This window comes from Aquimarina spongiae, from assembly GCF_900141785.1.
GTDB lineage: Bacteria > Bacteroidota > Bacteroidia > Flavobacteriales > Flavobacteriaceae > Aquimarina > Aquimarina spongiae.
Genome location: NZ_FQYP01000002.1, coordinates 472,478 through 496,146 on the forward strand (window position 1 = coordinate 472,478; position 23,669 = coordinate 496,146).

22 protein-coding genes are annotated in these 23,669 nt (G+C 35.7%); 13 read left to right on the plus strand and 9 right to left on the minus strand.

What is annotated here, in order from left to right:
* Window positions 1–29 precede the first annotated feature (29 nt).
* The gene (locus tag BUE24_RS06890; RefSeq protein WP_073315235.1) at window positions 30–2,543 is read left to right on the plus strand and encodes a M14 family metallopeptidase; all 2,514 of its coding nucleotides are present in this window, start codon (window positions 30–32) and stop codon (window positions 2,541–2,543) included.
* Between the two features lie 21 nt (window positions 2,544–2,564).
* Here the strand turns inward: BUE24_RS06890 and BUE24_RS06895 are convergent, their stop codons facing one another.
* Both BUE24_RS06895 and BUE24_RS06900 read right to left on the minus strand, forming a co-directional pair.
* Entirely contained in the window at window positions 2,565–3,431 is an 867-nt protein-coding gene (locus tag BUE24_RS06895; RefSeq protein WP_073315236.1) for an alpha/beta fold hydrolase, read from the minus strand.
* A 1-nt stretch (window position 3,432) separates the two neighbouring features.
* The gene (locus BUE24_RS06900; RefSeq protein WP_073315237.1) at window positions 3,433–3,897 is read right to left on the minus strand and encodes an Mpo1 family 2-hydroxy fatty acid dioxygenase; all 465 of its coding nucleotides are present in this window, start codon (window positions 3,895–3,897) and stop codon (window positions 3,433–3,435) included.
* A gap of 111 nt (window positions 3,898–4,008) precedes the next feature.
* On the opposite strand from BUE24_RS06900, the gene BUE24_RS06905 reads away from it, so the two are divergent.
* Together BUE24_RS06905 and BUE24_RS06910 are read left to right on the plus strand one after the other, a co-directional pair.
* Window positions 4,009–4,566: a thioredoxin family protein gene (locus tag BUE24_RS06905; RefSeq protein ID WP_073315238.1), complete on the plus strand. Its 558-nt coding sequence runs from the start codon at window positions 4,009–4,011 to the stop codon at window positions 4,564–4,566.
* A gap of 3 nt (window positions 4,567–4,569) precedes the next feature.
* Window positions 4,570–5,097, plus strand: a complete 528-nt coding sequence (locus tag BUE24_RS06910) for a GNAT family N-acetyltransferase (protein WP_073315239.1) — start codon at window positions 4,570–4,572, stop codon at window positions 5,095–5,097.
* Here BUE24_RS06910 and BUE24_RS06915 read toward each other — a convergent pair.
* The 5 genes from BUE24_RS06915 to BUE24_RS06935 form a co-directional block, all read right to left on the minus strand.
* Window positions 5,094–5,612, minus strand: coding sequence for a YfiT family bacillithiol transferase (locus BUE24_RS06915; protein WP_073315240.1), 519 nt, complete (start codon window positions 5,610–5,612; stop codon window positions 5,094–5,096). The two genes, BUE24_RS06910 and BUE24_RS06915, sit on opposite strands and share 4 nt — an antisense overlap.
* A gap of 6 nt (window positions 5,613–5,618) precedes the next feature.
* Entirely contained in the window at window positions 5,619–6,413 is a 795-nt protein-coding gene (locus tag BUE24_RS06920) for a hypothetical protein (protein WP_139241922.1), read from the minus strand.
* A 272-nt stretch (window positions 6,414–6,685) separates the two neighbouring features.
* A complete protein-coding gene (locus BUE24_RS06925) occupies window positions 6,686–7,618 on the minus strand; it encodes a peptidylprolyl isomerase (RefSeq protein ID WP_073315242.1) in 933 nt (310 codons plus the stop codon).
* Between the two features lie 174 nt (window positions 7,619–7,792).
* On the minus strand, window positions 7,793–8,590 hold the full coding sequence (locus BUE24_RS06930; protein ID WP_073315243.1) for a tetratricopeptide repeat protein: 798 nt from the start codon (window positions 8,588–8,590) through the stop codon (window positions 7,793–7,795).
* Window positions 8,587–9,153, minus strand: a complete 567-nt coding sequence (locus BUE24_RS06935) for an RNA polymerase sigma factor (protein ID WP_073315244.1) — start codon at window positions 9,151–9,153, stop codon at window positions 8,587–8,589. Before BUE24_RS06935 ends, BUE24_RS06930 begins: the two co-directional genes overlap by 4 nt.
* Window positions 9,154–9,258: 105 nt before the next feature.
* Between BUE24_RS06935 and BUE24_RS06940 the strand changes: the two genes are divergently transcribed.
* The 4 genes from BUE24_RS06940 (at window position 9,259) to BUE24_RS06955 (ending at window position 13,710) form a co-directional block, all read left to right on the plus strand.
* On the plus strand, window positions 9,259–9,831 hold the full coding sequence (locus BUE24_RS06940) for a hypothetical protein (RefSeq protein ID WP_073315245.1): 573 nt from the start codon (window positions 9,259–9,261) through the stop codon (window positions 9,829–9,831).
* Between the two features lie 70 nt (window positions 9,832–9,901).
* Window positions 9,902–12,661: a CHAT domain-containing protein gene (locus tag BUE24_RS06945; protein ID WP_073315246.1), complete on the plus strand. Its 2,760-nt coding sequence runs from the start codon at window positions 9,902–9,904 to the stop codon at window positions 12,659–12,661.
* A gap of 79 nt (window positions 12,662–12,740) precedes the next feature.
* Window positions 12,741–13,280 carry a hypothetical protein gene (locus BUE24_RS06950; RefSeq protein ID WP_139241923.1) on the plus strand — a complete coding sequence of 180 codons (540 nt, stop codon included), beginning with the start codon at window positions 12,741–12,743 and terminating at the stop codon, window positions 13,278–13,280.
* Between the two features lie 202 nt (window positions 13,281–13,482).
* The gene (locus BUE24_RS06955; protein WP_073315248.1) at window positions 13,483–13,710 is read left to right on the plus strand and encodes a hypothetical protein; all 228 of its coding nucleotides are present in this window, start codon (window positions 13,483–13,485) and stop codon (window positions 13,708–13,710) included.
* A gap of 66 nt (window positions 13,711–13,776) precedes the next feature.
* Here the strand turns inward: BUE24_RS06955 and BUE24_RS06960 are convergent, their stop codons facing one another.
* On the minus strand, window positions 13,777–15,981 hold the full coding sequence (locus BUE24_RS06960; protein ID WP_073315249.1) for a RecQ family ATP-dependent DNA helicase: 2,205 nt from the start codon (window positions 15,979–15,981) through the stop codon (window positions 13,777–13,779).
* A 239-nt stretch (window positions 15,982–16,220) separates the two neighbouring features.
* Between BUE24_RS06960 and BUE24_RS06965 the strand changes: the two genes are divergently transcribed.
* The 4 genes from BUE24_RS06965 to lptB all read left to right on the plus strand — a co-directional run bounded on the left by BUE24_RS06965 (window position 16,221) and on the right by lptB (window position 19,195).
* Window positions 16,221–17,186, plus strand: a complete 966-nt coding sequence (locus BUE24_RS06965; RefSeq protein WP_073315250.1) for a KpsF/GutQ family sugar-phosphate isomerase — start codon at window positions 16,221–16,223, stop codon at window positions 17,184–17,186.
* The gene (gene tatC / locus BUE24_RS06970; protein ID WP_073315251.1) at window positions 17,186–18,019 is read left to right on the plus strand and encodes a twin-arginine translocase subunit TatC; all 834 of its coding nucleotides are present in this window, start codon (window positions 17,186–17,188) and stop codon (window positions 18,017–18,019) included. The genes BUE24_RS06965 and tatC overlap by 1 nt, the downstream gene beginning before the upstream one ends.
* Window positions 18,019–18,366 (plus strand): carboxymuconolactone decarboxylase family protein, encoded by a 348-nt coding sequence (locus BUE24_RS06975; RefSeq protein ID WP_073315252.1) that lies wholly within the window; start codon window positions 18,019–18,021, stop codon window positions 18,364–18,366. Before tatC ends, BUE24_RS06975 begins: the two co-directional genes overlap by 1 nt.
* 82 nt (window positions 18,367–18,448) lie before the next feature.
* Window positions 18,449–19,195 carry an LPS export ABC transporter ATP-binding protein gene (gene lptB / locus BUE24_RS06980; protein WP_073315253.1) on the plus strand — a complete coding sequence of 249 codons (747 nt, stop codon included), beginning with the start codon at window positions 18,449–18,451 and terminating at the stop codon, window positions 19,193–19,195.
* 19 nt (window positions 19,196–19,214) lie between these two features.
* On the opposite strand, the gene BUE24_RS06985 is transcribed toward lptB, so the two are convergent.
* Window positions 19,215–19,964 (minus strand): CDP-alcohol phosphatidyltransferase family protein, encoded by a 750-nt coding sequence (locus BUE24_RS06985; RefSeq protein WP_073315254.1) that lies wholly within the window; start codon window positions 19,962–19,964, stop codon window positions 19,215–19,217.
* Between the two features lie 157 nt (window positions 19,965–20,121).
* Here BUE24_RS06985 and lnt point away from each other — a divergent pair, with 157 nt between their 5' ends.
* Both lnt and BUE24_RS06995 read left to right on the plus strand, forming a co-directional pair.
* The gene (gene lnt, locus BUE24_RS06990; protein WP_073315369.1) at window positions 20,122–21,705 is read left to right on the plus strand and encodes an apolipoprotein N-acyltransferase; all 1,584 of its coding nucleotides are present in this window, start codon (window positions 20,122–20,124) and stop codon (window positions 21,703–21,705) included.
* Window positions 21,706–21,787: 82 nt separating this feature from the next.
* Window positions 21,788–23,656, plus strand: a complete 1,869-nt coding sequence (locus BUE24_RS06995; RefSeq protein WP_073315255.1) for an ABC-F family ATP-binding cassette domain-containing protein — start codon at window positions 21,788–21,790, stop codon at window positions 23,654–23,656.
* Window positions 23,657–23,669: the final 13 nt, after the last annotated feature.

Genomic DNA, 23,669 nt, shown 5'->3' on the forward strand with positions numbered 1-23,669 from the left:
CACGCTTCACAAAATAACTCAGCTCAAAAATGAAGTACCTCTACGCAGCGTTTATTTTTTTTATAGGAATTACCGCTACCGCACAACAAAATCTTTCTTTAGATTATTACCTACCAAAAAATGATACTTACAATTCTTCAATCCCTACTCCACAAAGCGTATTAGGTTTTGTTCCTGGAAAATGGCATGTTTCTCACGATAAACTTGTGAACTATATGACCATGCTTGCCCAAGCATCTTCGAGAATAACAATCGAAAACCGGGGAAAAACTTTTGAAGACAGACCTTTATTCTTGCTAACGATTACTTCAGAAAAAAATCATCAAAACATTGATCAAATACGACAACAACACCTTCAATTGGTCGAAAACGATGCAAATACAGTTGACCTGGAATCTCTACCTGCAGTTGTTTACCAGGGGTTTTCTATCCATGGTAACGAACCGAGTGGTGCTAATGCTGCCTTGGTAGCTGCATACTATCTTGCTGCAGCCCAGGGCCCCGAAATTGAAAATCTATTAGACAATACGGTAATTCTGTTCGACCCTTGCCTAAACCCAGATGGATTGCAGCGTTTTGCGTATTGGGCCAATACAAATAAAAGTAAAAACATAAGTACAGATCCGCAGGATCGTGAATATAGTGAAGTCTGGCCTGGAGGTCGTACCAATCATTATTGGTTTGATATGAATCGTGATTGGCTACCTGCCCAATTACCAGAATCTCGTGCCAGAATAAAAACTTTTCATCAGTGGTACCCTAATGTACTTACTGATCACCATGAAATGGGCACAAACAGCACTTTCTTTTTTCAACCAGGAATCCAATCGAGAACACACCCGTTGACTCCTAAACTCAATCAGCAACTCACCAAAAAGATTGCTAATTTTCATGCCAAAGCATTAGATAAAATTGGCTCTTTATATTATACAGAAGAAAACTTTGACGATTTCTACTATGGTAAAGGATCTACGTTTCCTGATATTAATGGTGGAATCGGGATTTTATTCGAACAAGGGAGCTCTAGGGGTCATGCACAGCAATCGGCTAATGGTTTACTTACGTTCCCTTACACCATAAGAAATCAATTTACCACAATACTTTCTACCCTGGACGCTACAAAAGAAATGCGTAAAGAGTTACTTACTTATAAACGTGATTTTTATGCAAATGCAAGGAAAGAAACCGTGAAAGGAGCCTATCTTTTTGGAAATACTAAGGATGCTGGATCCACTTACCATCTTGCAGAAATGTTACATAGACATAAGATCGAACTTCATGAATTAAAACAGGACGTAACTATCAACGGAAAAGCATTCAAGAAAGGATACAGCTACATAGTTCCCAAAAATCAACGTCAGAAGCGACTATTAAAGGCTATTTTTGAAAAAAGAACCACTTTCCAGGACAGCCTTTTCTATGATATTTCTGCGTGGACATTACCGATGGCGTTTAATCTGGAGTATACAGAAAACGCTCCTCTGTCTAACGTAGGTAGTAAAGTAACAGAAATTAAACCCAAGAATCCGGGATCGGTAAATAAGAGTTCTTATGCTTACCTCATGCAATGGCATGAGTATTATAGCCCTAAAGCTTTATATCAAATCTTATCCAAAGGGTTACGAGCAAAAGTAGGCTTACAATCTTTTGAACTGGAAGGTAAAAAATATGATTATGGTACAATACTAATTCCTATTCAGAATCAAATTTTGAGTGCAGATCAGATTCATAATCTACTGCAACAAGTAGCTTCAGAAAATCATATTAATATTACCGGTGTACAAACCGGATTAACGCTAGGAATAGACTTGGGGAGTAATCAATTCAGAACTTTAACTTTACCCAAAATAGCGCTATTCACAGGACAAGGAATCACCCCTTATGATGCAGGAGAAATATGGCATCTGATGGATCAACGATATGACATTCCTATTACAAAAATAACCACTGATCGCTTTGCAAGCATCGACTTATCAAAGTACACACATATCATTCTACCCAATAGTAACAGGCAACATATTAATAGCGAAAAAGTAGAGAAATTAAAAACCTGGATCCGAAACGGAGGTACATTGATCGGCTACCGAAACGCCGCACAGTTTTTTAAGAATAATGGATTCATGAATATCGATTTCGCAAGGCCAAAAAATGATGCGAAAAATATTTCTTTCGAGCAAAAACAAGATTTTTCTGGTGCACAGTATATAGGAGGAGCTATTTTTGAAGCTACTATAGATCGTTCTCATCCCATCAACTTTGGATATGCCCGAGATAAAGTGGCTCTATTTAGAAATACAACGTTTTTTGTAAAACCAGACACCCAAAGTTATAATAACCCGATACAGTATACCAAAAACCCATTATTAAGTGGATACATTAGTAAAAAGAATCTGGATTCTTTGGCAACAACAGTACCGTTCCGCCATAACGATTTGGGTAAAGGTGACATCATTCTATTTACAGACAATACGAATTTTAGAGCCTTTTGGTATGGAACTAACAAATTATTAATGAATGCCATCTTTTTTGATCACACCATGTAAATAACGTGATCAAAAGGTCTTTCACAAGGTGTCCCGAAATTCGTAATAATGTTGCAATACTTTTTCGGGAGCCTCTACTTGTGGGTAATGCCCTATCTCTTCCAAAACGATAACATCGGCATGGGGAACGATTTCTTGATAGAAATCTGCCATATGTTTGCCTGAAATAGGATCAACTCCCCCATCTATTAAACGTTTAGGCATATCTGTGTATTGAATGGCTTCTCTCCATCTGATTTTATGCACATCTCTTTCTGTTAAGTATTTAATGAGCTTAGGAATCACATCTTTACCATTATTATAGTCTACTACCTCCCAAAACTCGTCTATCTCTTCTGCACTGGGTTGTGTATGCGCTCCAAAAATTTTTTTAAAATTCTTGGCTAATGTATTTCTGCCCATAAAATGCTTTAGCAGGTTTCCGAACGGAGTTAGCAAAAGCCTTTGTGTAATTGTTGGAAAATTAGTCTCAGGGAACATCCCTCCATTCAAAAACACTACTGATTTGATATCATAGGGATATTGTTTGTTCTCTTTATATCTCGCCAGCATTTCCTGCACTACTGTATCTCCATAATCATGAGCCAGAATATGAAATTTGTCTATTTTTTGTTCTGAAAGATAATACTCCCATAAATCCACCTGAGCCGCAATGGAATATTTGAAATCCTTAGGTTTTGAAGTAAATCCATATCCCATCATATCCAAAGTATGCACTTCGTACTTGCTCGTTAAGCTGTTCCAAATTTTCTCCCAATCCCAGGAAGAAGTAGGAAAACCATGTACCAAAATAAGGACCTCTCCTTCTCCTGATTTTTGATAAAATACCTGATGTTTCTCCTTATAGGTAAAATAAGACCCCGAATCTTTCCAATCTTGTAATGTCATCTTATTTTTTTCCAAACACTTTTTGAATTACCCAAGCTGGTCCGATCAATAAAAATTGGAGATCTTTGATAAACGAAGGTTTTTTCCCTTCAATCTTGTGTCCATAAAACTGTCCGATCCAGGCCAAAGCAAAAATACCTATAGAAACCATCCACAAAGGCGCATATTGCCCGATGTAATAATTCGCTATAATACAAAATGCCGAAAACAATAAGATTTGTAGTGCCATTTTTATGGATAATCTTACGTAGAAAAACAACACTATTAATAGGATTAAAAAAGCCCAATTTTCTATAAATGGATTTGTTCCAGGAATAATGCTTGCCAGTATACCACTAGGAATACTCATTAACAAACCTACAATCGAAAAAAATATGGCAGGAACACAAATAAAATGAATGGCAATATTTGTTTTATTTTGATGGCTTACCGCATATTCCTCAAACCAACTGTCTAATGTCTTCATATTTAACGCTTATTTTAGGAAGTGAACTATTAACTGTAACTAAGGTAACAATTTTTAGACTTATACAGTATAATATTGTAATTTGGAACCTTTGTAAATGTTGAAATAATTATGGCACGTACTCCTTCAAATATGCTTCCTTTGGGCACTATGGCTCCTGATTTTCATTTAACGGATGCTGTTACTAACGATAAATTTTCATTGCAAGATGTAAAAGGAGAAAAAGGCACTGTGGTTATGTTTATTTGTAACCATTGCCCATTTGTAATTCATGTAAATGAGGAAATTGTAAGAGTAGCAAATGACTACAGAGTACAGGGCTTTGGTTTTGTGGCTATCAGCAGTAATGATATCGAGAAATATCCTCAGGATGGCCCTAAAGAAATGTGGAAAACCGCTCAGAAAAATAATTATACGTTCCCGTATTTATTTGATGAAACACAGGAAATAGCAAAAGCATATGATGCGGCTTGCACTCCAGATTTTTATCTATTTGACGCTCAATTGAAATTAATCTATCGAGGTCAATTAGACGATTCCCGCCCTGGAAACGGAATCCCCGTAAACGGTCGTGATCTACGACAGGCATTGGATGCCGTTTTACGAAATGCTACCGTTTCTAGTGACCAAAAACCAAGTATTGGATGTAATATCAAGTGGAAGGAATAATTTATGCTATCAGAAATTCGTTTTGAAAAATGTTCTAAAAAAGATATTGATATTCTAACGACAATAAGTCAATCTTTTTATCCCGAGCATTATGCTCATATCTGGCAAAATCAAGACCCATCCTTTTATCTTAACCTGAGTTTTAGCAAGAAGGCTTTTGAAAAAGATTTTAACATCGAAAACATCATTTATTATTTGATCAAGAAAGATGACATCAATCTTGGCTTATTAAAAATCCGAAAGGATGAACTTGTTCAAGATTATACTAATAATGAGGCTTTGCAACTAGAAAAAATCTACTTATTACAATCATCAACTGGTTTGGGGATCGGAAAAAAAGCCATGCAATTTATCATTGAGTATGCAAGATCCATCAATAAAAAAGTCATTTGGTTGGATGTAATGACCACCAGTAAAGCATTGGATTTTTACAAAAAGATAGGATTTGCTACCGTCTATCACTATGAGTTAGACTATCCTGGATTAAAGGATGGATATAGAGGTATGCAACGTATGATTTTAAAGCTCTAAAGTACTCCCGCCACAATATTTAAATGTGCCAGATGATGATTTCCATGCCAAGCATAAATACCTATATCTTCTGCCAAAGATATAGTTACATTACCTTCTGGATGTACAAAAGCCTTTTTTAAGTCTTCTTCTGTAAGTCCTTTCAGAAAATACACCCATTTGGCATGTAGTGTCTTTATGAGATCCAAAGACAAATGAATAGGAGCGGTTTTGGCATCAAACAATTCTGCCCACAAATTTTCATAATACGCTTTTATTGTCGGTGTATCTTCTGTCATTGCCCATTTAAAGCGTATATATCCATTATGATGGCTATCATGAATATGATGAATAACTTGCCTGGCAGTCCAGCCTCCCTCTCGGTACGGAGTCGCTAATTGCTCCTCTGTAAACCCCGTCACCAAATCGATTAGTTTAGCTGGCAACTCTTCGATATCAGCAATCCATTTTTGAACATCATTTGATGTTATATTTTCGGGACACTCAAATTGGCCAATGGGATACTGTAAATTCATAGGGGATTATTCTACTTTAGCGTACATAAATTCTTCATTCGAAAACTCATCTATCAAGGTCAATACATTTTCGTCAAGACTTTTTATTTTATATCTATACATGCGATCATCCATAGGAAAGAAACATACCAAAACACCTTCTTCGATTCTAGTTTTTAAACGATTTGCGAATTTTCCATCGTAAAAATTAAATCGTATAGTTCCTTCAAAAATGATGTAATCCTGAGTATTTTGAACGTATAACCACTTTCCTTGTAAGGAAGAATAGGTATCTTTATTGTAGAATTTATTATCGAGAAGTCCTTTCATTTTATTGGCATACTCCACAAAATCAGTTTCAGGAGAAACATCATCCAATGGAGAGCCTATCGTTTCCTTATCTACTCTTTCTCCATTATTAAAAAAATGTTTAGACTCGTATTTGGTAAACGATCGCGAATAATCCAACACTTTCTGTCCGCTTTCGTTGGTAGCGTACAGATAAGGTCTCTGCTTATAATTCACATAAATCAATTGATCATTCCAAAAATAAAACTCTGTAATTAGATTAGCATTTCTGGTACTGACCTTTCGATGAATCTTTTTGAGACGTTCATGTTCATAATATCCTTCCAATTCAGCACCATGATCCGCCATTTTATCCAAAAACTCTTCAGGATCCAAATAAAATGTTTCAAATTCGATGTAGCCATCAATAATCTCCATTTGGTCTTTAATATTGGTTAAAATATCCTCTTTACTTTGACCAACACAGAGACAAATATTGCATAGCATTAAGAACGCGATTAATACTTGTTTCATATCTAGGGGGTATAGCAGTTTTGTTAATAAGATACTTAAATCTTAATTCTCTAACAAAATCATTTTTAGCAAAATATAAAAATCTATTGTTAAAAGAAATTTAAAATTCAAAAAATAGTGTTTAACACATAAATTTTATGAGTGAACACAACAATCTATTCTATTTGTTACATAATGTTCAAAATAATCCATCATTTTCTTAATTTTTTTCAAAAAAAAAGCCCCTAATAAATAGGGACTTTTGCAATATGTTTACTCATTTTTTGAATGAGTTATTTCACATTTACCAATTCAACATCAAAAATTAACGTTGCATTTGGTGGAATTACTCCTCCTGCTCCTCTTTCTCCATATCCTAAATATGGAGGAATCACAAAACGAGCTTTGTCTCCAACCTGTAGCAATGCAATTCCTTCGTCCCAACCCGGAATTACATGTCCCATCCCTAATGGAAAATCTATAGGTTGATTTCTTTTATACGAAGAGTCAAATACCGTGCCATCTGGCAAACTCCCTTTGTAATGCACTGATACAGTGTTACCTTTCTCGGCTTTTGCCCCATCCCCTTTTTGGATAATTTGATAACGCAATCCACTATCGGTCTTATCAAAACCAGTCGCTAATTCTTCCAATAATTCTTCAGCTTTCTTTTTGGCTGCAGCTTCGCGTTCTGCTTTGGCTCCGTTGAATTGCCTAAAAGTTTCTACCGCATTAAAACCTTCTGCATCTCCTCCAATTCTGATGATTTCAACTTCTTCTATAGCATCTCCTTGCGAAACTTCGTTTACTACATTTTGCCCCTCTACAACTTTACCAAAAACAGTATGTTTCCCGTCTAACCAAGGCGTTTCTACATGGGTAATAAAAAACTGACTTCCGTTTGTGCCTGGCCCCGCATTTGCCATTGATAATACCCCTGGCCCATCATGTTTTAGATCTGGATGAATTTCATCATCAAACTGATATCCAGGCCCACCAGCACCTGTTCCTTGTGGATCTCCACCTTGAATCATAAAATCTGCAATTACTCTATGGAATTTTAGCCCATTATAGTAAGGTTTCCCCTGAGGAATCGCCTGATTTTCCAAGTTTCCTTCGGCTAACCCTACGAAGTTACCTACCGTCCCAGGTGTTTTTTTATATTCAAGATTGATTAGGATGTCTCCCTTTGTGGTTTTAAATTTTGCGTATAATCCGTCTTGCATGGCAATATATTTTAACGTTTTAATTTTGAGCAGCAAAGATAGTCAATTGCCAATGGTTTTTATGAAGTAAACCGAAGATATATTTTAATGTTTGGACACCTTTTGTTGCTATCCCATAGACGCTAATCTCCAAAAGTTAACTTTCATGAAAGTAAATCACAAAAGTTATCGTGATCAAATATCTTCAAGAAGTGCTTTTGCTCGTTCAAAGTTATAATTGGTGCTGTCTGAAGTAATCTGCAAAAGTATTTGCCTTAGTTTTTCCTTTTCTTCTTGTTTTAAGTACACCATAGCCCTGTACCAATCGGCTTTCTTACTTTGCAGTGTATGTGTTTGCTCAAGTAATCCGAATTGCCCTAAAGCTTTATCAAATTCATTTAATTCTAGATGAGCGACACCTTTATAAATGTAACTTAGCGGATCTATAGTATCCACATCACTATTATGATATTTTGAAAACACATCTGAGGCTTCTCGATACTTCTTATTTTCAAACAGCGTTTGCGCATTGTTAATTAGCTCATTTTCTTCTTCTCCTCTGGTAATCATCGACGGTATTTCTTCTAATGCAATATTGTCTGCATAGAGATCATTATAATCACTCTCTGAAAACACAAAAATAGAAATGGTCATAAGCACAATAATAGAAGCGGCAATCCCCAAAAAATAAAACCTTTTATTTCCAGAATTTAATCGATTATTATCCATTACCTCTGTAATTGATGCTTTCAAAGACTTCGCCTCATCACTTGCAAAGAAATTTCTTAATTGCTTAGCCTCATCATTTTTCAAAGCCGTTTTATCTCCTTCGATCCAATCATTGTCATCATAGACCGTTCGCATGTCTTTTTGAAGCTTTAATTCTTCGGCAAGAGTACTATCATTATCAACCCTCTCTTCAAAAGCTCTTCTTTCTTCCCGGGTCATGATATTATCAAGATATTTATCTATTTCTTCCAAAAAATTACTCATACATCTTTAATTTGCTTATATCTAGAGTCACTTTTAATCAATTTTGTTAACTGTGATTTACAATTAAAAATCCGTTGTCTTACTACATTATCCGAACTGTAACCCAATTTATCGACAATTTCTTTATACGGTACTTTTTGAAAGAAAAGGCCTAATAATTGTTTACAATTATCTGATAATTCCTTTAGCTTTTCCTGGAACAATTCCCACTTTTCTTGTTCCAAAACAGCCATAGTCATATCATCTTCTTCTCTTACTAGTTCAATAGTATCTGGTTTTGTTACTACGCGTTTTTGTTTTTTTAATTCTCTTCGCCATAAATTACGGCAAGCACCGTACAAATAGCCATCAAAAGAGCTTTCTATCACAAAGGATTTTGTTTTATATCTGGCAATGAGCTGCAGCAATGCTTTTTGGAAAACATCTTCGGCATCCGTTGGGTCTCCGTTGTTTTTTACAACAAAACTTCTAATCTTAGGAAAGACGGAGCTATACAACTCTTGTATGACACTGCTATTTCCTGAAGCTAATTCTTTTAAAAGATCTCTTTCTTCTGTGGGCATTCAATAAAAGGTCTTTATTTTTTTATTTTTTTTATTTTCGCGTGGTAACATTATTATGTAAAGGGAAACATACTAATAAATTAGAAAACAAAAAAAACATTTTTAATGAAAAAATCGGCTTTATTAATTTTAGCTGCAATCTTTGTAATTGGAATTCAAAGTTGCTCTACAGACTTACAGGAGGAAATTTCCCCGGAAAACTTAACCGTCACCAAAGTAACATCAGGAAACCATCGGATAAACACAGTAGTATGCACTGAACTCGTATATGTATATTTTGGTAATATGCCTTCTTCAGAAAGAAATGACTTTCGCAAAATTGCTGAAGAAGAATGGCTTCAAGGAGATTCAATATTCCTAATTCCGTCGATTTGCCCAGATATAGAAATTTGGGAAGTTCCTTGCGGTAGCATTTCTAATATAGCCAAAAATGATGAAGACAGAGAAAATTCAGAAGCTATAGATGCCGAAGGAAGCATTGTTACACAATCTGATGGTGGTTCTGGTACTTCGAATCTATTGACCCATAGTCCGGTTTATAGAGAAAATGGTAATTTTAACTATACTACTTGTTTAGATATTGTAGATGACAACACTCCTATTATTATCACAGATGGCGATGAAGATGATGTTGACACAGACAACGACCCAGGATTACCCATAAGAAATATTCGTTAACAAAAAATTTAGTATTTTTCAATTTATTAATTCTCAACGCAACACGTCAAAACCCTAGCGCAAATTACATATGAGAACCTATAAATTGGTAATTACAATAGTTGTATATTTCCTGATTCATACTTGTATGGGTCAGGAAATATCTTTTACACTGGATTCTATTCATCAACTCCCAGGTAAAGATTACGAAAAGCTTGAAGCATACCACAAGCTTTTTGATCTACATGAAAAAAATAAGGATTACACTCAACTGGGCTCAGATGCACACCAAGTGGGGCGGTGGTTATTTTATAAAGAAAAAAAATGGAAAGAGGCACTATCGGTTACCGAAATTGCCATTGATGCAAGAAAAAAAGCGGTCCCCTTTAATCCAGAAATGCTAAAAAGAAGTTATCACAATCATTCTCTTTTTAACATTATAAATGGTAGGCATAGTGAAGGGATTAAGTCTTTAAAAAAACTTTTAGCGGTAAAAGGATCTGACTACAACCATGACAAAGCCTATGATTTGATAGGAAATTCGTACCGAATACTTGGAGACCCACATCAAGCACTCGAATATCAATTATTAGCCTTTAAATACTACGATCCGGTAAAAGATAAAAGATACATTATATCAAATCATATCAATACCGCGATTAGCTACAAAAACATTGGAGACCCTAAAAGTTATGATCAAGCTATCATTCATTTGTTAGCGGCTGATTCTTTAAATAGTACTATGGAAAAATATAGTATCCATGAAGATTATGCTATCAATAATAACCTAGGAGATATGTACTTTCAACAGCAACAGGAGGAAACAGAAAGTATTAACAAATCTATTATTCATTTTGAAAAAGCCATGGTACTCGCAAAAAAAATGAATAATACCAGGAACTTAGCCCAAGTCAATTTTAATTTAGGCATGATTTATGGGAAGTCAGACCCAGTACTTGCTCAAGATTTTTTTGAGAAGGCGAGCTCTTATACAAAAAATAACAGAAGAGCTGCATATTTGATTCCGAAAATATATCGAGGGTTAGGACAAGCAGCTTTTGGTCAAGAAAACTATTCTGAGACTCATGAATACTTTCGGAAAGCATTCTCGGTGTACTTTAATAAAGAGATACAACATTCTAATTGGTTACCCTCTAAACAAGAATTAGAGCTTACCTATTTTAGAGATAAGTCTGTTTTTCTAGAACTATTAAAGTTAAAAGCGCTAGCCTACTTGGAGCAAGCTAAGAAAGAAAATGATACCATTTCTTATCAAAATGCGATACGAACTGTAAAAGCAGCAGATGTATTTACCGATCAGGTGATGAAGGAAAATCTGTCTTATCGTTCTAAACTTACATGGAGAAGTTCCACCTCTCAGATGTACGCTATCGGTCTTGAAGCCTGTTATGAATTAAATGATATAGAAACTGCTTTTTTCTTTATGGAGAAAAACAAAGCATTGCTCCTTACTCAAGAAGTCATTAAAAATAATATCAACTTACCAGGTGATATTTTACAAAGAAAAAAAAGACTGGAAAATAATGTTATTCGTCAACAAAGACGTTTTACTAACGCTTCAGATACCAAAAAAGATTCGATCAGTGCTGTTGTACTAGCTCAAAAAGAAATACTACGGCAATTTAAAGATTCATTATCTTCTATATACCCTTCGTACTCAAACACCACAATTAATCCAGAAATACTATCACTAACCAGGGTAAAACCTATGAAAGATGAGACAATTATTCAATATATTATAGCAGAATCCATTGCTCTTACCGTTCCTCAAACTTTTGGTATCACAATTACGGATAATGACACTCATTTTTTTAAGGTTAATAACCCTAAAAAGCTCTTGGATAATATATACGATTTGAGAAAACGATTAGATCAACCGTTTCGAACTCCAACAGATATCTCTTTTTACAAAGAAGTAGCTTATGAACTATATAATCAGCTTTTCCCCGAAAAAGTAAAAAAACTATTAAAAAATAAAAAAGTAACCATTGTACCCGATCGTCAATTAAGTTTTATCCCTTTTGAAGCTCTTGTTACCGATAAAGGTATCGGGACTTACTTGATTGAAAATACCGAAATAAGCTATATATACTCATTATCATTTCAAAAAGAAAACACTGGGATTAACAGACAACATGAAAATGAGTTTTTGGGTGTAGCACCTATTAATTTTACCAATGGCCTTTCTACCCTATCAAAAAGCAAAGATGAAATCGATACTGCTCAAAAGTATTACCAAGGGTTATCATTACTAAATGAACAGGCCGTCAAGGAAAATTTTATGGAGCAGGCAAGGAAATACAAAATTTTACACCTGGCCACGCATGCAGATGCTTCTGATTCAATTGCTCCCTGGATTGCCTTCCACGACTCTAAATTAACCGTAGATGAGATTAACATCTCTAAAACTAATGCCGAATTGGTAGTACTCAGTGCTTGTAATACCTCGTTGGGGGAGATTACACATGGCGAAGGAGTATTAAGTCTAGCTAGAGGTTTTTTTGCCTCCGGAGCCAATACTGTAATTCCTTCTTTATGGAGCACCAACGATAAAACAACAGCAACAATTACTTCAAATTTTTATAAGAATTTAAGTGATGGAAAGACAAAATCTGAAGCCTTGCGTTTGGCCAAATTAGACTATCTGAAATCCAATACCGACGCTGAAGCATCTCCATATTATTGGGCTCCATTAATACTAATAGGAGATACCACTACCTTAATACCAGCAACTAGTTATTGGATATTGCTTGTAGGTATTACTGCTATAATACTCGTATTCTTGACATTCTATTTTATAATGAATAAGAAAAAAGTGAAAAATTCTTAAAAAATGTTAATTTCGCGTGGTAACATTTTTGGGTTTGGGGAAACCTAATGATGAATACGGAAAACAAAAAACACATCCTATGAAAAAATTAATTGTATTAGGTTTTGCTGTGCTATGTATTTGTGGAATACAAAGTTGTAGCATAGACGAACAAGAAGACATTGCACCACAAAAAATTGCTACAACTGAAAACAAAAAAACAAAAGCTGCTACACCACTTGAATGCAGAAAAACCATTTATGTCAACTTTGGTGATAGCATGTCAAGTGCTGATAGAGAACAATTTAGAATTATTGCCAAACATCGATGGTATAATTCTATTCTTGTAGCGGAGACTTTGTGCTCAAGAGTCGAAGTGTGGGAAGTACCTTGTGCAAGGGTTAGTAACCCAAGAAGAAACGATGAAGGAAAAAATATTGTGGTTGATGCAGAAGAAAGTGTCGCTACCCTCAATGATGGAGGAAGTGCGCAACCTCCTTATCTTTATCCCGCTCCAAAGTTGGAACCTAATAATTTCAATTTAATTGTATGTACTACACCTCCAAATCCTATAATCATCACAGATGGAGATGAGGATGACGACATAGGCGACAATCCTATCGGAATACCTTTACGATAACATTTGATATCTTTAATATAAAAAAACCGACTGCATATACAGTCGGTTTTTTTATGGCTTCAGATTTACATTAAGGAATACAAACAAAGGTAGTAACATTTCATGATTTGATGAACGGTACAACAGATAGTACTATCATAGACATACATCTTGAGTGTCTCTAAATGTTCAAGCACTTATCATTTTTTAAAACATTAAAATCATGAAGAAAAAAAAGTTAGACGGTTTATCACTAAAGAAAAATGTAATTTCGAGAATTGGTAGAAACTCTATTAAAGGTGGAGGCAATGACTCCAATCAATCTATATGTGATTGTGGATCAGGAGGCACTGTGGTTAATCGAACAAAACCATGCTTTAGTCAGGGAGAAGATTGTGATCTGATAAGAGAAACTAAAAAATGTGAATCTGTTGTTATCCATTGTCTATAATCTAAATTTAAAAAAATAAGGCTGTCTATATAGACAGCCTTTTATATAGATTTTTATCCTAAAACTCTAATTCGCTACATCACTAATAAATTTGATTCGGTATAAACGAAGTTCTTCATCGTCGTAGTCTCCATCAAATTCTTCGATAGCTAGGTCTATTTTATCATTCTCGGCTTCTAAGAAGTATTCATGAATTTCTTCCTGCTGATCTTCATCCAGAATTTCATCAATCCAATAGGTGATATTCAATTTTGTACCACTATACACAATAGCTTCCATCTCCTTAATGAATTCTGGCATTTCCATACCCTTTGCAGATGCGATATCATCCAGAGGTAACTTGCGATCCACATTCTGAATTATATATAGTTTCAAACCACTATTGGCTCCCGTACTCTTTACTACAAAGTCATCTGGACGAACAATTTCATTTTCTTCAACGTACTTGGCAATAAGGGCAACAAATTCCTTTCCATATTTTTTTGCCTTCCCTTCTCCTACTCCATGTACATTACCTAATTCTTCTATAGAAACAGGATATTTTAATGCCATATCCTCTATAGAAGGATCCTGAAACACAACAAAAGGAGGTACTCCGAGCTTTTTGGCTACACTCTTTCGCAGATCCTTTAACATACCTGCCAATTTCTCATCACTGCTTCCTTTTCCTCCTCCTTTGGCAGCTGTGATAATCGTATCATCTTTGGTTTCGTCGTAAATATGATCCTCGGTCATCATAAAACTTGAAGGTGACGTAATAAAGTCTTTTCCTTCTTTGGTCATTCGTATAATGCCATAGGTCTCTATATCCTTTTTTAGATATCCAGCAACCAATAATTGTCTGGTCAGCGCCATCCAATATTTATCTTCTTTGGCTTTACCACTACCAAAAAAATCTTGTTGGTGCGTCTTATGAGAAATAATTAATGCGTTACTCTTACCGGTAAGTGTGTTTACCAAGTCCTTGGATTTATATATCTCTCCGGTTTTACTTACTACTTCTAAGAGTAGTCTGGCCTCATCCTTGGCTTCGTGTTTCTTTTTTGGATTACGAACATTATCATCCATATCCGCTCCTTCTCCATGTACTTCATCAAACTCTTCTCCAAAGTAGTGTAAAATGAATTTACGTCGCGATATAGAGGTTTCAGCAAACGCTACCACTTCCTGAAGCAGTGCATGACCTATTTCCTGCTCTGCAACTGGTTTACCGCTCATAAACTTCTCGAGTTTCTCAATATCTTTATAGGAGTAGTATGCCAGACAATGTCCTTCTCCGCCATCTCTACCAGCTCGGCCTGTTTCCTGATAGTAACTTTCGATACTTTTTGGAATATCGTGATGAATTACAAATCTCACATCCGGTTTATCAATTCCCATCCCGAAGGCAATAGTGGCTACCACAACATCCGCATCTTCCATCAAAAACATATCCTGATGTTTTGCTCTAGTCTTGGCGTCTAGCCCTGCGTGATACGGAACTGCTTTAACTCCATTTACCTCTAATGTTTGTGCTAGCTCTTCAACTCGTTTTCGACTTAAGCAATATACAATACCACTTTTTCCCGAATTTTGTTTTACAAAACGAATGATATCGGCGTCTACATTTTTGGTCTTTGGACGGATTTCATAAAAAAGATTGGGACGGTTGAAAGAAGCTTTAAATGTCTGAGCATTGCCCATCCCTAAATTTTTAAGAATATCTTCCTGCACTTTGGGAGTTGCTGTTGCCGTAAGGCCAATAATAGGAATATCCTCTCCGATCCTTTTTATAATATTTCGCAGATTTCTATATTCCGGCCGGAAATCATGCCCCCATTCACTAATACAATGGGCTTCATCTACCGCTAGGAAAGAAATTTCCTGGGATTTTAAAAAATCTACGTATTCTTCTTTGGTTAACGACTCTGGAGCGACATATAGTAGTTTTGTGACACCACTTTCGATATCTCCTTTTACCTTTTTTACCTCTGATTTATTCAACGATGAATTTAAGACATGGGCTATTCCTTCTTCTGCAGATATACTTCGGATAGCATCCACCTGATTTTTCATCAAGGCGATCAAGGGAGATACGACAATTGCCGTTCCTTTACACATCAATGCTGGGAGTTGGTAACATAGGGACTTCCCACCACCTGTAGGCATAATTACAAAAGTATTTTGCTTGTCAAGAATACTTTTTATTACCTTTTCTTGTAATCCTCTAAATTGACTAAAACCAAAATACTTCTTGAGGGCATCTTGTAAGTCAGTTTCATTCACACTCATTAAATCCTTAAACTTTTATAAACCAATTAAATAAAGATTTCACTAACACTAAAATCTATCTCCCCAATAACAGATTTAAGTGGATAATTTCAATTACAGTATTAAACTGTCAAATATAAGGAAATCATAAATTATAATCCTTTTTTTTGACAGTATTTAAAATTAATAAGGTATTACATACCTTTGCGTAAATTAAAGATAATAAATTCTTTATTGATAACATGCAAATTTTTTAAATTTTGAATACCCAAGACACCATAATTTCTTATGCTAAAAAAACCATAGCAGAAGAAGCACAAGCAATAGCTTATTTAGAGGAATTAATCGACGAAGAATTCGCAAAAGCTGTAGAAACTATACAAAACTCAAAAGGTAGAGTGATCATAACGGGTATTGGCAAAAGCGCCATTATAGCGACCAAAATTGTCGCTACGATGAACTCTACGGGTACTCCAGCGGTATTCATGCATGCGGCAGATGCTATACATGGAGATTTGGGAAATATCCTAAAAGACGATGTTGTAATTTGTATTTCCAAAAGTGGAAATACACCAGAAATAAAAGTGCTTGTCCCGCTGATCAAGAACTTCAAAAATCCGTTAATCGGTATCACTGCAAATAAAAATTCATTCTTAGGACAGGAAGCCGACTTTATACTGCACGCCTATGTAGATAAAGAAGCTTGTCCTAATAACCTAGCTCCTACTACAAGTACTACAGCCCAGTTAGTAATGGGAGACGCCTTGGCAGTATGCCTATTGCACTTGCAAGGTTTTTCGAGTAGAGATTTTGCAAAATACCATCCGGGAGGAGCATTAGGAAAGAAATTATACTTGAGAGTAAGTGACATTACCTCAGGAAACGAAAAACCTCAAGTTTCTCCAGACTCAAACATTAATGAAGTCATTGTAGAAATGACTGAAAAACGGCTGGGAGTCACAGCGGTTGTTGATCAGGAAAAGATTATTGGTATCATTACGGATGGTGACCTTCGGAGAATGTTGACGACCAACACTTCTTTTGATGGTCTTACGGCAAAAGATATCATGTCTCCTAATCCTAAAACAATAACAAATACTGCTATGGCAGTTGATGCTCTCGAAGTATTGGAGGAAAATTCCATTTCACAATTATTGGCCGCAGAAGAAGGTAAATATAGCGGTGTAGTCCATATTCACGATTTAATGCGAGAAGGAATTTTATAATGGCAACAGATACACAAAAAAATCCACAATCCATGTCTTTTCTGGATCATCTAGAAGAGCTTCGTTGGCATCTAATAAGGGCAACAATGGCGGTTTTGATAGCAGCTATTATTGCATTTGTAGCTAAGGAATTCATTTTCGACGTTCTTATTTTTGGTCCTAAGAAACCAGATTTCCCCACCTACAAAGGACTTTGTAATCTGTCTAAGTTGTTAGGCTTGGATGATAGTCTTTGTTTTAAAGAATTACCATTTAGCGTTCAAAGTAGAAAAGTAGCCGGGCAATTTTCTGTTCATATCTGGACCTCCATTACTGCTGGTTTCATTATAGCTTTTCCTTATGTTCTGTATGAATTTTGGAAATTTATCGCTCCGGCGCTGTATGATAATGAGAAGAAATATTCAAAAGGATTTATCATCATTTGTTCATGGCTATTCTTTCTTGGAGTTCTTTTTGGGTATTACGTAATCACCCCTCTATCCATTAACTTTTTAGGAGGCTATCAAGTAAGTGCCGAGGTTTTGAACGAGTTTGATATTGATAGCTATATTGCTTTAGTGAGAGCTTCTGTAATCGCCTGTGGATTGATCTTTGAGTTACCTGTAATCATGTTCTTTTTGACCAAAGTAGGTCTGGTTACTCCCGAATTTTTAAGGAAGTACAGAAAATTTGCATTAGTTATCGTACTGATCTTATCCGCCGTAATTACTCCCCCTGATATTGCAAGTCAGGTGATCGTAGCGATTCCGATTATCATATTATACGAGGTAAGTATCGTTATCTCAAAAATTGTTATCAAAAAAGAAAAACAAAAACTTCAAAAACAATCCTAATGAGCAACATAGTTGACGAATTTAACGCTTACAGAGAGAAAATGAATTCTCGTATCCTGGAGGATAATAACAAAGTGATAAAGAGAATATTCAATCTAGACACCAATGCTTATATGGAAGGAGCATTGTCTGTAAAAACTAAAGAATTGTTGGGTCTTGTTGCTTCTGCAGTATTACGTTGTGACGATTGTGTTCGTTATCATTTGGAAACCTGCCATAAAGAAGGTCTTTCTAAAGAAGAAGTAGCAGAAGCCTTGAGTATTGCCACACTAGTAGGTGGTACTATCGTTATTCCTCATTTACGAAGAGCTTATGAATTTTGGGATGCATTAGAAGCTCAGAAATAACAAATACTTGTTGTTTGAAAGAATAATGTAAATTTACAGGCCATTTGTAGCAACACCCCAAAACTAAAGAAGTCATTCTATTATGAAACTGAAAGCAGATAACTTAGTAAAATCATATAAAGGAAGAAAAGTAGTAAAAGGAATTTCTCTTGAAGTAAATCAAGGTGAAATTGTTGGATTACTTGGTCCAAATGGAGCAGGTAAAACCACCTCTTTCTATATGATTGTGGGCTTGGTGAAGCCAAATGGAGGAAAAATAACATTAGACAATACCGATATCACCAAATTCCCTATGTATAAACGTGCTCAGAACGGAATTGGATATCTGGCTCAGGAAGCTTCGGTTTTTAGAAAATTGAGTATCGAAGATAATATCCTAAGTGTTTTACAACTGACCAAACTTTCCAAAAAAGAACAGCTCGATAAAATGGAAGCTCTTATTGAAGAGTTTGGTTTAGGTCATATACGTAAAAACCGAGGAGACTTACTAAGTGGTGGGGAAAGACGTAGAACTGAAATCGCTAGAGCTCTAGCTACAGACCCTAATTTTATTCTTCTTGACGAACCTTTTGCAGGTGTAGATCCTGTTGCTGTTGAAGATATTCAACGTATCGTAGCACAATTAAAGGATAAGAACATCGGCATCCTGATCACGGACCATAACGTACAGGAAACTTTGGCGATCACAGATAGAACCTATTTGATGTTTGAAGGAAGTATTCTAAAAGCAGGAATCCCTGAAGAATTGGCAGAAGACGAAATGGTACGAAAAGTATATCTTGGTCAAAATTTCGAATTGAGAAAAAAGAAACTGGACTTCAACAATTAGTTTTCCTTTTCAGCAAAGGTTATTTATCCTTGAACACTAAGGACAAAAGGATATACATCAAGATCACCAAAGGAATGGCAACAAATTGAAGTACCGCTATCAAAATAATCGTTAATATCAGAAAAATATATCGGGTTACATTCTCTTTTAAGCCCCAAGTCTTAAACTTCAACGAAAACAAACGAATTTCTGCGTTTAGCAAATAACAGCTTAATATAGTAACCCCTATCAAAAACCATATATTTAATATGATTTCTGAAATCCAAAGTTGTTGTTGAAACTTAAGAATAAGTGGTAAACTTATAATCAGTAAGGTATTTGCAGGAGTGGGTAACCCAATAAAAGAAGTAGTTTGACGCGTATCTATATTAAATTTGGCCAAACGATAAGCAGAAGCCAAGGTGACCAACAACCCTAGCAAGGATAGATATGAAATACCTATCTCTTTAAAAGTTTCATTCGACCCCCAAGAATCCGTAACATCATGAAATGGAGCCCCTACCACTTGAGATAACAAGTGATACATTACAATTCCAGGAACCAAGCCACTAGTCACCATATCTGCCAAAGAATCTAATTGTAGTCCCAAATCACTTTGTACATTTAGCACCCTTGCCGCTAACCCATCAAAAAAATCGAATCCGATACCCAAAACAGCAAACAAAGCTGCATACTCTAATTTTCCGTTGACAGCAAAAACTACCGCAATACAACCACAAAAAAGGTTCAATAAAGTAATACAATTGGGGATGTGCTTTTTTATTTGCATGAATTTTGGATTTGGTGTAAAAATAACAAACTATTTTATCTATACACCAAGAATGAACCCATGAAGTAAGCTTAACAAAAAAGAAGTATTCTATTTTCTTATTTGTAACGAAATAAGTTTATTTTCGTTATCATATATTATCGTGTATTCTTCTTTTATGAAAAACGTTGTATTTGCTATTCTTACTGGATTACTTTTGGCGATAAGTTGGCCAACTTATGGGTTTCCTCTTTTTTTATTTTTCGGCTTTGTCCCACTGCTAGTCACAGAATATCAAATCAGAAATAGTAAACGAAGTGCATTAAAGGTATTGGGCTTATCCTACCTTGCCTTTTTTACATGGAACATGATAACCACATGGTGGATTTACAACTCTTCAGCATTTGGGATGTGGGTAGCAGAATTGGTAAATAGTCTTTTGATGTCTTTGGTGTTTCTACTATATCATATCGTAGCAAAAAGAACAAAGTTTTCGATCTCTGCGGTATTTTTAGCCAGCATATGGATGGGATTTGAATACTTTCACCTACAATGGCAGGTTTCTTGGCCTTGGCTCAACCTAGGTAATGGATTCGCAGGTTTCACTTCGTGGATACAATGGTATGAGTATACTGGCACCTTTGGAGGTACCCTTTGGGTATGGATTGTAAATCTGAGTGTTTTCAAAACCATATTACTTTTTCAAGAACACAAAGACAAACAAATACTGTATCGATCAGCTCTAAAAAATGGTTTGATTATTCTTATCCCCATCATCATATCGGTTGTTATTCTTAAGACTTATGAAGAAAAAGGGAAAGAAATCGAAGTGGTATTGCTACAACCCAACATCAATCCTTACACTGAAAAATACAACACTTCTGATCAGCGAATCAGTGATCTACTTACTTCGCTTACCACTTCAGAAATAACCGAAAACACTCGTTTTATTATAGCTCCGGAAACCGTTTTTGCGGATAGCAAACGATTAACTAATTTCCCAAGTTCTATCGCCAAAAAAACAGGTGTAGATATTCTAAAATTGTATCCAAACGCCCACTTTCTATCAGGAGTGTCTTTGGTAGATGTCTTTAACGATCCTTCCCGGATCAGACCTCAAACCAATATTTATAAAGAAAATATATTCTATGATGATTACAACTCTGCTTTCTTTGTACGCCCGGATCAATCCCATGAGTTATATCATAAGAGCAAACTAGTAGTCGGGGTAGAGAATTTCCCATATCAGAGCGTCTTAAAACCTATTCTTGGTGATGTGATGATAGACCTGGGAGGTACCGTTGCCAAAAAAACAACCCAAGATGATCGTGAAGTGTTTTATACCAAAGATAGTATTGGGGTGGGAACCATGATTTGTTATGAAAGCATCTATGGTGAATTTGCTACAGGATATGTAAGAAACGGAGCAGATTTCCTATCCATAATTACCAATGATGCCTGGTGGGGAAATACTCAGGGACATCGACAACATTTATCCTATGCACGACTGCGAGCTATAGAAACCAGAAGAAGTATTGCACGTAGTGCAAATACAGGAATTTCTGCAATCATAGATCAAACTGGCAATATGATCACTTCTTTAGGATATGAAAAACAAGGAGCTTTGCGTGGTACTTTAAAAACAAATGATAAGATTACCTTTTATGTAAGAGCCGGAAATTACCTAGCACGTACTGGTATTTTTCTAGCCGTGTTTATATTTCTATTTTCAATCACTCGCAGAAGAAAAAAAATCGGGTAACGATCTAGCCTGTTTTTCTTTACTAACTAATGATTTTGTTCCTGATCAACTTTGTACCTTTGTCCCTTAATAAAAAGTGACTGTGAATTACGTATCGGTAGAACATATAGCCAAAGCCTTTGGAGAACGTGTACTTTTCAAAGACATTTCTTTTGGAATTAATGAAGGGCAAAAAATAGGTTTTGTTGCAAAAAACGGAACAGGAAAAACCTCTTTACTCAATATCATCACCAAAGTTGAACAACCCGATGAAGGGCAAGTAGTGTATCGAAAAAACCTTAAAGTTGCTTTTTTACCTCAAGAACCGAATCTGGATCCCAGTTTAACCATCGAGCAAACCATTTTTGCGTCAGACAATGAAACGTTACAAGTTATAAGTAATTACGAAAAAGCCTTACTCAATCCCGATGATGCCGAAGCCTATCAAAAAGCTTTTGAACAGATGGACGCCATTAATGCCTGGGATTTTGAAACACAATACAAACAAATTCTTTTTAAACTCAAATTAGAGCACCTCGATAAAAAAGTTAGTGATCTATCTGGTGGGCAAAAAAAACGACTCGCCCTGGCTAATATTTTATTGAGCAAACCGGAACTATTGTATCTCGATGAACCTACCAACCACCTGGACTTAGAAATGATTGAGTGGTTGGAAGAGTACTTTGCCAAAGAAAATTTTACGCTTTTTATGGTGACACACGATCGTTATTTTCTGGAAAACGTATGTAATGAAATTGTAGAATTAGAAGGTGGAAAATTGTATAGCTACAAGGGTAATTATGCGTACTACCTCAACAACAAAGAAGCCCGTATTACCAATGAGCAAATTGCTACCGAAAAAGCCAAACAACTCTATAAAAAGGAGTTAGAATGGATGCGGCGCCAACCCAAGGCTCGAACTACCAAGTCTAAATCAAGAATTGATGATTTCTTTGAAATCAAGGAACGAGCTCATAAACGCCGTAACGAACACCAAATACAACTCGAAATCAATATGGAACGCCTGGGAAGCAAAATCCTGGAAATCCATAAGGTTTCAAAGAAATTTGACAATCTTACCTTGCTTGATCAATTTGAGTACGTTTTCAAAAAAGGAGAACGTATCGGAATTATCGGAAAAAATGGTACCGGTAAATCCACTTTCCTAAACTTGATCACCGGGTCCCTTGCTCCTGATCAAGGGAAAATTGTGATCGGTGACACGGTGAAATTTGGATACTACACCCAAAAGGGAATCACTATAAAAGAAGGTCAAAAAGTAATCGAAGTGATTCGGGAGTTTGGAGATTATATCCCTTTAAAAAAAGGTAGACAAATTTCAGCACAACAGCTACTTGAACGTTTTTTATTCGACAGAAAAAAACAATATGATTTTGTGGAAAAACTAAGTGGTGGAGAGCGAAAACGACTCTATTTATGTACCGTTTTGATTCAAAATCCTAATTTTTTAATTCTTGATGAACCTACCAACGATCTGGATATTGTAACGCTTAACGTTCTGGAAAATTTCTTATTAGATTTTCCTGGTTGCCTACTAGTTGTTTCTCACGACCGATATTTTATGGATAAAATCGTGGATCATCTTTTTGTATTTAGAGGAAACGGAGTTATTCAAGATTTCCCAGGAAATTACACGGATTACAGGGTATATGAAAGCAGTAGTACTCCTCAGAATACTACCACAGAAACTTCCGAAGCCAAAACCAAAAAAACTTGGAAAAAAGATTCAAAAGCTGGGTTATCCTACAACGAACAGAAAGAGTTTAATCGTATCGAACGAGATTTGAAGAAATTAGAATTACAAAAGAAGGAAATTGAAGCCTTATTTGCTGAAGGAACTCTGGAAGGTGATGATATCAATAAGCAGTCCCAAAAGCTTCAAACCATCATTAGCGAGATTGAGGAAAATGAAATGAGATGGTTCGAACTTTCAGAAAAAATGGAACAGTAATCCCATCGATCCA